At 30.0% G+C, this 11,785-nt stretch carries 11 protein-coding genes; all 11 read left to right on the top strand.

The window, feature by feature from the left end; all coding sequences use genetic code 11:
• Positions 1-17 precede the first annotated feature (17 nt).
• A complete protein-coding gene (locus tag KGF41_RS19625; protein WP_413841545.1) occupies positions 18-446 on the top strand; it encodes a DUF1934 domain-containing protein in 429 nt (142 codons plus the stop codon).
• Between the two features lie 182 nt (positions 447-628).
• The gene (gene tilS / locus KGF41_RS19630) at positions 629-2,017 is read left to right on the top strand and encodes a tRNA lysidine(34) synthetase TilS (RefSeq protein ID WP_227828671.1); all 1,389 of its coding nucleotides are present in this window, start codon (positions 629-631) and stop codon (positions 2,015-2,017) included.
• A 33-nt stretch (positions 2,018-2,050) separates the two neighbouring features.
• Positions 2,051-4,021, top strand: coding sequence for an ATP-dependent zinc metalloprotease FtsH (gene ftsH, locus KGF41_RS19635; RefSeq protein ID WP_227842930.1), 1,971 nt, complete (start codon positions 2,051-2,053; stop codon positions 4,019-4,021).
• A gap of 317 nt (positions 4,022-4,338) precedes the next feature.
• Entirely contained in the window at positions 4,339-5,316 is a 978-nt protein-coding gene (locus KGF41_RS19640; protein ID WP_227828673.1) for a biotin--[acetyl-CoA-carboxylase] ligase, read from the top strand.
• Positions 5,309-6,268 carry a P1 family peptidase gene (locus KGF41_RS19645; protein ID WP_227828674.1) on the top strand — a complete coding sequence of 320 codons (960 nt, stop codon included), beginning with the start codon at positions 5,309-5,311 and terminating at the stop codon, positions 6,266-6,268. The genes KGF41_RS19640 and KGF41_RS19645 overlap by 8 nt, the downstream gene beginning before the upstream one ends.
• Positions 6,269-6,464: 196 nt before the next feature.
• Positions 6,465-7,055, top strand: a complete 591-nt coding sequence (locus tag KGF41_RS19650) for an ECF transporter S component (RefSeq protein ID WP_227483268.1) — start codon at positions 6,465-6,467, stop codon at positions 7,053-7,055.
• Positions 7,056-7,073: 18 nt separating this feature from the next.
• Positions 7,074-7,844, top strand: coding sequence for a type III pantothenate kinase (locus KGF41_RS19655; RefSeq protein WP_227437521.1), 771 nt, complete (start codon positions 7,074-7,076; stop codon positions 7,842-7,844).
• 136 nt (positions 7,845-7,980) lie between these two features.
• A complete protein-coding gene (gene dusB, locus KGF41_RS19660; protein ID WP_227828675.1) occupies positions 7,981-8,949 on the top strand; it encodes a tRNA dihydrouridine synthase DusB in 969 nt (322 codons plus the stop codon).
• 108 nt (positions 8,950-9,057) lie between these two features.
• Complete coding sequence (gene greA / locus KGF41_RS19665) at positions 9,058-9,537, top strand: transcription elongation factor GreA (protein ID WP_227828676.1); 480 nt, start codon at positions 9,058-9,060, stop codon at positions 9,535-9,537.
• A 14-nt stretch (positions 9,538-9,551) separates the two neighbouring features.
• A complete protein-coding gene (gene lysS / locus KGF41_RS19670) occupies positions 9,552-11,084 on the top strand; it encodes a lysine--tRNA ligase (RefSeq protein WP_227828677.1) in 1,533 nt (510 codons plus the stop codon).
• Positions 11,085-11,392: 308 nt separating this feature from the next.
• Positions 11,393-11,587 (top strand): hypothetical protein, encoded by a 195-nt coding sequence (locus KGF41_RS19675; RefSeq protein ID WP_227483267.1) that lies wholly within the window; start codon positions 11,393-11,395, stop codon positions 11,585-11,587.
• Positions 11,588-11,785 lie beyond the last annotated feature (198 nt).

The following is an 11,785-nucleotide window of genomic DNA, read 5'->3' on the forward strand; positions in this document are numbered from 1 at the left end:
TTTATATGAAGAAGTCTATGGAGGAAAAATCGTTGAGTGTAAAAATAAGTATAAATACTAGACAATATGATGAAAAAGGAAATATGGACACCATAGAGATGACTGCTTTTGGTAAAATTTTTTATAAAAATGATGTAATATATGTTATTTACAAGGAAAAAGAAGAAAATATAGAAATAACTAATACTATAAAAATACTTAAAAATGAAGTTAGTATTAAAAAGTTTGGTTCTATTAATTCAACCATGATGTTTAAGTGTGGAGAAAGTAGTACTACAAAATATGTAACCCCACAAGGTACCTTATTAATTGATATTGACACAAGAAAATTGGATATAAATATACAAGAAGGGGAACACATAAAATTGAAAATAGACTATAATATAAAGATACAAGATTTATTTTTAGGTAGAAACAAAATAGATATATACATAGATATTAAATAATAACTATAGCTATTTTCCAGAAATTTTATAAAGGTAGTGAAAAAACTACCTTTTATTTAATTTATTTGGTATTATTATATTTATATTAAACTTTAATTTCTTAAAATTGATACAAGGGTTTAGCGTTTTTTTATAGAAAGTATACTTAAAAGTGAATAAAACTAAGTGTAAGAGGGATAAATATGATATTTGATAAGGTACTAAGTACTATAAATAAACATAATTTAATACAAAAAGGCGATAAAATAGTTTTAGGTCTTTCTGGAGGACCTGATTCAGTTTGTTTATTGCATGTACTAAATAGATTAAAAAAAGATTTTAATATAGAAATATATGCAGCACATTTAAATCATCAAATAAGAGGAATAGAAGCTCAAAAAGATGCATTATATGTATCTAAGCTTTGTGAGGATATGGGAATTGTATTCTTTGTAAAGTCTATTAATGTACCAAAATATTGTGAAAATGAGGGGTTATCATTAGAAGAAGGAGCAAGGAAGCTAAGATATGAAATGTTTTATGAAATTAAGGATAAGATTAAAGCTAACAAAATAGCTATAGGTCATAATCTCAATGACCAAGCTGAGACTGTCATGATGCGTATTATGAGAGGAACAGGTCTTAAGGGGTTAAAAGGAATTGATTATATTAGAGATAACTGTATAATTAGACCAATCTTGGATGTAGAGAGAATAGATATAGAGGAATATTGTAAAGCTTATAATTTAAATCCTAGAATAGATAAAACAAATTTAGAAAACATATACACTAGAAATAAAATAAGGTTAGACCTTTTACCATATATGAAGGATAATTTTAATTCAAATGTAATAGAATCTATAGTGAGGATGAGCAATAGCTTAAAAAGTGATAACGATTATATTGAGAAAGAGGCAGAAGCTAAATTTAGAGAAGTTTCAAATATAAAAGAAAAGAGCTTTGTAGACATAAATTTAGAAGCTTTTATTTGCTTACATGATGCTATCAAAGTTAGGGTTCTTAGAAATTCTATAAAACATATACTAGGAGATACTAATTTTGTTGATCAAAAACATATAGAGGACATAATGTCTTTAGAAAGCGATTCAAAAGTAAATAAAATGATAACTCTTCCGAGAAATATATTTGTTTATAGAAAAAAAGACAGTATAATATTAACCAATGAGGAAATTGTTAGTGAGGAAATTGAATTTTATTACAATATACCTAGTAATGGGTTTATAAAAATAAAAGAATTAAAACAAATTATTGAGACCCAAGTAATGAGTATAGATAGGTATAAGAGTATGAAATTAGACAATTCATCTAAAGGGTTTGATTTTAATAAGGTAAAAGGGGGTATAGTAATAAGGAGCAGAAGGCAAGGTGATAAGATAAAACTTGCTATGGGAAGTAAAAAAGTGAAGGATTTATTCATAGATTTAAAAATCCCAAGAGAAGAAAGATGTAAAATTCCTATAATCACAGATAGTGAAGGAATAATATGTGTTGGAGATTATAAAATCAGTGAGAATTATAAAATTGATGAAAGCACAAAAGAAGTATTAAAAATTAATTTTAACAAATTATAGGGCAAAGCAATGTATGAAAGGAGGGCTTCTATATTGAATAAGTTGCTAAAAGGGGCAGGTTTTTATCTACTTGTTTTTATAATTATAGTAGGTATAGTTCAATTCTCAGGTAAGCCTACAGAAAAAATAAAAGATTTAAAATTTTCCCAAGTATATAGGGAATTAACCGATGAGAATATATCAAGATTGTACTTTGTAAATCAAACTTCTGTAGAAGGTACTATAAAAGATACAAATACAAAGTTTAAATCATATGTTCCAACAGAAATAATGGGAGATAAACTGGCAGATGAAGTGTTAGATCAAGCTAAGGCTGGAAAATTAACATTTGGTGGTGAAGCTAAACCATCTACACCTTGGTTTGTTGAGATGCTACCTACATTACTGTTAATATTCTTTATGGTAATTCTTTGGTTTGTATTTATGAATCAGTCTCAAGGTGGAGGCGGAAAGGTTATGAGCTTTGGTAAGTCAAAGGCTAAGGTTCATAAGGATGATGAAAAAACTAGAGTTACGTTTAAAGATGTAGCTGGATTGGATGAAGAAAAAGAAGATTTACAAGAAGTAGTAGACTTCTTGAAGAATCCTAAGAAATACATTGAATTAGGAGCAAGAATACCAAAAGGAATGCTTATGGTAGGACCTCCTGGAACTGGTAAAACATATCTATCAAGAGCAGTTGCTGGAGAAGCAGGAGTGCCATTTTTCAGTATAAGTGGTTCTGATTTCGTTGAGATGTTTGTTGGGGTTGGGGCTTCAAGAGTAAGAGATTTATTTGAGCAAGCTAAAAAAAGCGCTCCAGCTATAATATTTATAGATGAAATCGATGCAGTTGGTAGAAAGAGAGGAGCAGGTCTTGGTGGAGGTCATGATGAAAGAGAACAAACTCTTAATCAACTTCTAGTTGAGATGGATGGATTTGGAGTAAACCAAGGTATAATAATCATGGCAGCAACAAATAGACCAGATATACTTGACCCAGCCTTACTTAGACCAGGAAGATTTGACAGACAAGTAGTTGTTGGTACACCAGATGTAAAAGGTAGAGAAGCTATATTTAAAGTTCACTCAAGAAATAAACCACTAAATGATGATGTTAAAATGGATGTATTAGCTAGAAGAACACCAGGATTTACCCCTGCTGATATAGAAAACTTAATGAATGAAGCTGCAATACTAACAGCTAGAAAAAGAGAAAAGAAAATAAAGATGGAAACTATAGAAGAAGCTATAACAAAGGTTATAGCAGGTGTAGCTAAGAAATCAAGAGTAATAAGTGAAAAAGAAAGAAGACTTACAGCATATCATGAAGGCGGGCATGCAGTTTGTGCTCATATACTTGAGGAAGTAAGTCCTGTTCATCAAGTTACAATAGTACCAAGAGGAAGAGCAGGAGGATTTACAATGCAGCTTCCTGTTGAAGATAAGTTCTATGCTACTAAAAATGAGATGAAAGAAAACATAGTAGTTTTACTTGGAGGTAGAGTAGCAGAAGAGTTAGTGCTAAAAGATGTGTCTACAGGAGCATCAAATGACTTAGAAAGAGTTACAGCTACTGCAAGAAGTATGGTAACAAAATATGGAATGAGTTCTAAACTTGGTCCAATGTCATTTGACAGTGATGATGAAGTATTTTTAGGTAATAGTTTTTCAAGTAAGAGAAATTATTCTGAAGAGGTTGCTTTTGAAATAGACCAAGAAACAAAACGTATAGTTGATGGTGCATATGATAAGACAAGAAGTATATTACAAGAAAACATGGATAGACTGGAGTATGTAGCTCAAGCCCTACTTATCTATGAAACTTTAGATGCAGATCAATTTATAAAAGCATTTAATAAAGAATTACCATTAAATGATATTGAAAATGCAATTACAGAGGAAAATTCTCCTAAAGAAACTGAAGAGCAATTAACTATAAATCTAGAAAAAGATAGAGAAGAAAGAAACAATGTTGTTGATATAAATAAAAATCAAGAAAATAAATCTGATGAAGATAAATAATTTTAAAACATTGATTATTTTAAGAGTATTATCTATTAAGGATTAAATATTAAGACTGAAAGTATAATGTTAAATTGATAAACAAAGTATATTTGCATATATCAATTTAATTAATACTTTCAGTTTTTTTGTGGTTTTATCAAAGATTAGGTAGAATATTAAATTATGGAAATCAATGGTATGGGTATATATGTTTACTTATGATAATATATTAAAAAGGAATTTTAAAATTAGTAGTATTAAAAATATATTAATAATGTATAATTACTTATTAGAAGAAAATAAGTCATGAAATCATGTCATATTAGAGGTGAAGTATGCGAGAGAAGATAATAGAAATTATATTAAATAATAAATCTGAGTTTATTTCGGGTGAAGAGTTGTCAAAGCAATTAGGTGTGTCACGTGCAGCTATATGGAAACATATGAAAGCTCTAAAGGAAGAGGGATATAATATAGAATCTGTAAATAAAAAAGGTTATAGATTAGCAGAAAATCCAACTGATTTATTAAGTCCACAGAACATCTACTATAAATTAAAAACAGAGTTTATTGGTAAGAATATTGAGCATCTTGATACTGTAGATTCAACCAATGAATACGCAAAAAGAGTGGCTGTGAATAGTATAGATGGAACTGTGATTTTAAGTGAACATCAAGATATGGGAAAAGGACGATTAGGAAGAACTTGGGATTCCAAACCTCATGAAGGGATTTGGATGAGTATTATTCTAAAACCAGATATGGAACCGTTTAAAGCGCCATTTATAACTTTAATAGCAGGAGCAAGTGTAACACAAGCTTTAAATAATCTAGGGGCAAAGACTTTAATAAAATGGCCAAATGATGTTATTTTAAATGGGAAAAAAATATGTGGTATACTAACAGAATTGTCTGCTGAGATTGAAAGAACAAATTATGTTGTTCTTGGTATTGGAATAAATGTTAAAATAATGGACTTTGAGCCAGAAATAGCTGAGAAAGCTACCTCATTGTATAAAGAAGGATACAAATTGTCTAGAGTAGATATTGTCAGAAATGTATTGGCTGAATTCGAAAAGTTATATTTAGATTATATTGCAAATAACTCAAAAGAAGAAACTTTAAAAATATGTAGAGATTATTCTGCGATTATAGATAAGAATATATATGTACTAAAAGGAAATGATAAAGAATTAGTTAAATGCTTAGATATAAATGAAGATGGTAACTTAGTGGTTCAAAGTAGTGATGGAAGTGTAAAAGAAATTGTTTCGGGTGAAGTTTCTATAAGAGGAGAAAAGGGATATGTATGATAATATTTTAGATATAGAAGGTTTAAAGGTTGGGCAAGTTGAGGATAGAAGAGGGATGACTGGATGTACAGTAGTGATTTGTGAAGAAGGTGCAACTTGTGGTGTTGATGTAAGAGGGTCAGCTCCAGGAACTAGAGAAACCGATTTATTAGACCCTGTAAATATGGTTCAAAAAGTTCATGCTGTAGTTTTAGCAGGAGGTTCTGCATATGGTCTTGAATCTACTTGTGGAGTAAGTAGATACTTAGAAGAGAGAGGAATTGGTTTTGATGTTGGAGTTGGCAAAGTTCCTATAGTTGTGGGCGCAGTTTTATTTGATTTAGGAGTAGGAGATTTTAAGTGTAGACCAGATATACAAATGGGTTATAAAGCTTGTGAAGTAGCAAATACAACTGTTTTAAATCAAGGGAATTATGGAGCAGGATGTGGAGCTACTGTTGGAAAGATAAGAGGGCAAGAATATGCTATGAAAGGTGGAATAGGAAGTTATTCTATAAAACTTGATAATGGATTGATTGTATCTGCATTGATTGCTGTAAACGCTCTTGGAGATGTTTATGAGGATGGAAAGGTTATAGCAGGTGCCTTAAATGATAAAAAAACAGAAACAATTGATACATACAAATTGATGAAACAAGGTGCAAGTAAAGGCGGATTTAGTATAGATAATACTACTATTGGAATTATAGCAACGAATGCTAAGTTGACTAAAGCTGAATGTAAAAAAATATCTCAAATGGGTCATGATGGGTATGCAAAAGCTATTTTTCCTATCCATACACCTCATGATGGAGATACAATATTCACAATGTCAAAAGGTGAAATAGAAGCAGATATAACGTTATTAGGTTCATTAGCTGTAGAGGCTGTGGAAAAAAGTATAATAAATGCAGTAAAAAAAGCTGATAGTGTAGAAAATATAATAGCATATAAAGACATAGTAAAAAAATGAGAAATATGATGAAATTAGCATATTTTTCTTGTCAAATTGTTGACAATGGCAACTCGTCTTGATAAAATTATTCTTGTTAGAGCAGGCATCCTGAAAGTAGTAGCCTGACTCATAATGATAAAAAATAAGAGTAAGAAAAATCAAAAAATTAAGTAGTCCGGCATCGTTAGTGAGCTGGAACGGAGGTGTATTTTTTATGATGAACACAAGTGCATCAGTAAGAAAAGTAAATGTAAGAAAGATGACTATAATAGGAGTACTATCAGCTATTTCTATTATGCTATCTATGACTCCATTGGGATTTATTCCAGTTGGACCTACAAAAGCAACTATAATGCATATACCAGTTATTATTGGAGCTATTATGGAAGGACCAATAGTTGGGGCAGCAATAGGCTTTATATTTGGAGTATCAAGTCTTTTAAACGCTATAGTAAACCCAACAGTAACATCTTTTGTTTTTATAAATCCATTAGTTTCAATATTGCCAAGAGTTATGATAGGTATATTGGCTTATTATGTATATCAACTAATAATCAATGCTACAAGTAAGGTATACATATCTGGATTAATTACAGGAGCTGTAGGTTCTTTGTTAAATACAGCTGGTGTTTTAGGAATGATATATGTTTTATATGCTGACAAGTATCTTCAAGCAATGGGTCAAAATGGTTCAGCAGGAAAGGTTATAATGGCTCTTGCCGCAGCAAATGGAGTACCAGAAGCAATAGTAGGAGCTTTAGTAGTAGCTGCCGTTGCTGCTGTACTTAAGAAAAGCAAAAAATAGAAAGAAGGTTAATGACATATGCTTCTAGTATTTGATGTTGGAAATACTAATATGGTTTTAGGTATATATAAAGGTGACAAGTTAGTTAATTATTGGAGAATTAAAACAGATAAGGAAAAAACATCTGATGAATATGGAATTCTAATAAGTAGCTTATTTAAGTATGATGATGTGGATATAAATGCTATTGATGATGTAATAATATCATCTGTAGTTCCAAACGTTATGCATTCTCTTGAAAATTTTTGTATAAAATACTGTAAAAAGCATCCATTGATAGTAGGTCCAGGCATAAAAACAGGTCTAAATATAAAATATGATAATCCAAAACAAGTTGGAGCAGACAGGATAGTTAATGCTGTAGCAGGCATAGAAAAATATGGAGCACCAAGTATACTTGTAGATTTTGGAACAGCAACTACATTTTGTGCTATTTCTGAAAAAGGTGAATATCTAGGGGGTACAATAGCACCAGGAATAAAAATATCTAGTGAGGCATTATTCCAAAGTGCATCTAAATTACCTAGGGTAGAATTAGCAAAACCAGGTATGACTATTTGTAAAAGTACTGTATCAGCTATGCAATCTGGTATAATTTATGGATATGTAGGTTTAGTTGATAAAATAATAAATATGATGAAAAAAGAATTAAATTGTGATGATGTTAAGGTTATAGCTACAGGTGGACTAGCTAAACTAATTGCTTCAGAAACAAAAAGTATAGATTATGTAGATGGTTTTTTAACGCTAGAAGGATTAAGAATAATATATGAAAAAAACCAAGAATAATTAATACAGGGAATTGGATTATATATCCAATTCCCTTTTTATGATAGTTTTTTAGTGTTATGTGGTATATTATAATGAGGAAATGCAGATTTAGAAATAAAATCACAAAAACAAAGGAAAATATAGGAGAAAAACGATGAAAGTAGGAAATTTAGAATTAAAAAATAAAGTTTTTCTGTCACCTATGGCAGGGGTAACAGACCTTCCATTTAGATTAATTTGTAAAGAACAAGAATGTGGACTTTTATATACAGAAATGATAAATGGTAAGGCACTTTGCTATGATGATGAAAATACTAAAAAAATGCTTAAGATAGAAAAAGAAGAGCATCCTGTAGCTGTTCAGATATTTGGTTCTGAACCAGATTTTATGGGAAGAGCAGCAGAAATAATGAATGAATATCCAAATGAAATCCTTGATATAAATATGGGATGTCCAGCTCCAAAAGTAGTTAAAAATGGGGATGGTTCAGCACTTATGAAAAATCCTAAACTTGCAGAGCAGGTATTAAAGGCGGTAGTGAAGAATTCAAAGAAACCAGTTACTTTAAAAATAAGAAAAGGATGGGATGATAATAATATAAATGCTGTTGAGATAGCAAAGATGGCAGAAGCTTGTGGAATAAGTGCTTTAGCAATACATGGAAGAACGAGAGAGCAATATTATACAGGTAAAGCAGATTGGGATATAATTGCAGATATTAAGAAAAATTTAAATATACCTGTTATAGGAAATGGTGATGTATTTACAATAGAAGATTCAATAAATATGTTAGACAAAACGGGTTGTGATGCTATAATGATAGGTAGGGGTGCTCAGGGTAACCCGTGGATATTTAAAAGAATAAACCATTATATGAATACAGGCGAGATTTTACCAGAGCCAACTCTTAACGAAAAAATAAGTACTGCCATTAAACATTTAAAGCTTGCAGTAGAAGAACATGGAGAGTATGTAGCTGTAAGGGAAATGAGAAAACACATCGCTTGGTATTTAAAAGGTCTTAGAAACTCTGCAAGACTGAGAGATGAAATTAATAAAATAGAAGACTATCAAGAAGTTGTGTCGAAATTGGAGTACTATATGGAAGACTCCTTGACATAAAAATAATAGTGACTTATAATATAGCGCATAAATTAAAAAAAGATTATAAAAATTTTAAAATATAATTAGGAAAATTCCTAAGAAATTTGTGAAGGAGTTGTATTTATAATGGAAGAGAATAAAGAATTTTTATTGACACAAGAGGGATACGATAAATTAGAAGAAGAATTAGAGAATTTAAAGGTTGTAAAGAGAAAAGAAGTTGCAGAGAGAATAAAGGTTGCTATATCTTTTGGTGATTTATCTGAAAATGCTGAGTATGATGAAGCTAAAAAGGAACAGGCACAAGTTGAAGAAAGAATCTTAAAATTAGAAAATATGGTTAGAAAAGCTGTTATCATAGATGAAAGCAAAATAGACCTTAATGTTGTTACAATAGGTTCAATAGTTAAAGTTAAAGATTTAGAATTTGATGAAGATGTTGAATATACTATAGTTGGTTCAACAGAAGCAGACCCATATGACGGTAAAATATCAAACGAATCTCCTGTAGGAAAAGCGCTTTTAGGAAGAGCTGCTAAAGAGGTTGTAGAAGTGCAAGTTCCTGATGGAGTTGCTAAGTTTGAAATATTAGAAATAAGAAGATAATCTGGAGGAAAAAAATGAAAAATAATCAACAAAGCAATGAAGAAGCACAAATTCAAGAAGACCTTAGTGAAGTACTTCAAGTAAGAAGAGATAAACTAAAAAAATTACAAGAGTCAGGTAGAGACCCTTTTAAAGAAAGTAGATATGATAGAACTCATTATTCTATGGAAATAAAAGATAACTTTGAAGCTCTTGAAGGTCAAACTACAAAAGTAGCAGGACGTATAATGAGCAAGAGAATACAAGGTAAAGCTGGTTTTATAGATATTCAAGACCAAGAAGGAAGAATTCAATCTTATGTAAGATTAGATGCTATAGGGGAAGAAGAATATAGTGTATTTTCAACATATGATATTGGAGATATAATTGGTATTGAAGGGGAAATATTTAGAACTAAAAAGGGAGAAATATCTGTAAAGGCTAAATCTGTAGTATTATTATGCAAATCTTTACAAGTTTTACCAGAAAAATACCATGGATTAAAAGATCAAGAATTAAGATATAGACAAAGATATGTTGATTTAATAGTGAACCCAGAAGTAAAAAATGCTTTTTTAATTAGAACGAAAGCATTAAAAGCATTAAGAGCATATTTAGATGACAGAGGATTTTTAGAAGTTGAAACTCCAATATTAAATACTATAGCGGGTGGAGCAAATGCTAGACCTTTCATAACTAACCATAACACTTTACATATACCAATGTATTTAAGAATAGCAAACGAATTATACTTAAAGAGACTTATTGTTGGTGGATTTGATAAAGTTTATGAAATGGGAAGAATGTTTAGAAATGAAGGTATGGATTTAAAACATAATCCTGAATATACGGCTATAGAATTATATCAAGCATATGCAGACTACACTGATATGATGGAGATAACAGAAAATGTTGTTGCACATATGGCTGAAGTTGCTACAGGAAGCATGATAATCAACTATCAAGGAACAGAAATAAACTTTACACCTCCTTGGAAGAGAATGACTATGGAAGATTGTGTGAAGGAATATTCTGGTGTAGATTTTTCTACAATAAATACAGATGAAGAAGCATTAGAAATTGCTAGAGAAAAAGGCATAGAAATAAAACCTGGAATGAGAAGAGGGGAAGTAATAAATGCTTTCTTTGAAGAGTTTGGAGAAGATAAATTAATCCAACCAACATTTATAACACATCATCCAGTTGAAGTATCTCCATTATCTAAGAGAAATGCTGAAGACCCAAGAAGAACTGATAGATTTGAAGCTTTTGCTAATAAGTGGGAATTAGCTAATGCATTTTCTGAGCTTAATGACCCAATTGACCAAAAAGGAAGATTTATGGACCAATTGAGAAAAAGAGAATTAGGAGATGATGAAGCTTTTGAAATGGATGATGATTTCTTAAAAGCATTAGAAGTAGGTTTACCTCCTACAGGTGGACTAGGAATAGGTATAGATAGAGTTATTATGCTATTAACTAATTCTCCATCTATAAGAGACGTATTATTATTCCCAACTATGAAACCTATTGATAATAATCAAAATAAAGAAGAAGAAGAAAAATAAAAAATACAAGCATTCTACTAAGTTTTAAATAGAATAGAGCTATTAAATTATCAATAAATAGCTTTATTTTATTTAAAATGTCAATGTAGAATGCTTTTTATATATTCTAAAAAAATTTTCATGTATTTAATTTATAAATTACCAACAAACGTTACAAACTGATATTAGTTTTTGTTGATTGGAACTTTATATTTAGAAAATATGATTGAAAGTAATTTATTATGAAAATATTTAAAGTAATTTTTGGGAAGGAAAAAGGAATAAGTTTTGAGAATACTATATATAAAAAATTATTGGGGGAATGTGTGATGTTTCAAGTAATTGATTTTTTATGTTTAGTTTGTATTGGATTTTTAGTTCTTGATGTTATGGTATATTTTTGTAAGGATGCAATGGATATATTTGAAAGTACAACTAAGGTTAATAAAGTTAAGAGTATAAATGTTTGGGCAGATAGAGTCAGAGCTAACTCATATTCTTATGAAAATAAAATTGCAAAATAGGAAAAACTGTATATGCATGTGTTACTTGTAATATCAAGGGTTATATCTGTTAGTTTTAGTTAAATGTATTAAAAAAAACAAAGAGCTATAACCTTTTTTAAAATAAAAAACAAAAAAAGTATTGACGAATTATTTTTAAGGTGATATAGTATTACTTGTCCTTAAGAAAAGGGCAAACATGAAAAATGAACTTTGAAA

It is taken from the genome of Clostridioides sp. ZZV14-6150, assembly GCF_020657875.1.
Lineage (GTDB): Bacteria > Bacillota > Clostridia > Peptostreptococcales > Peptostreptococcaceae > Clostridioides.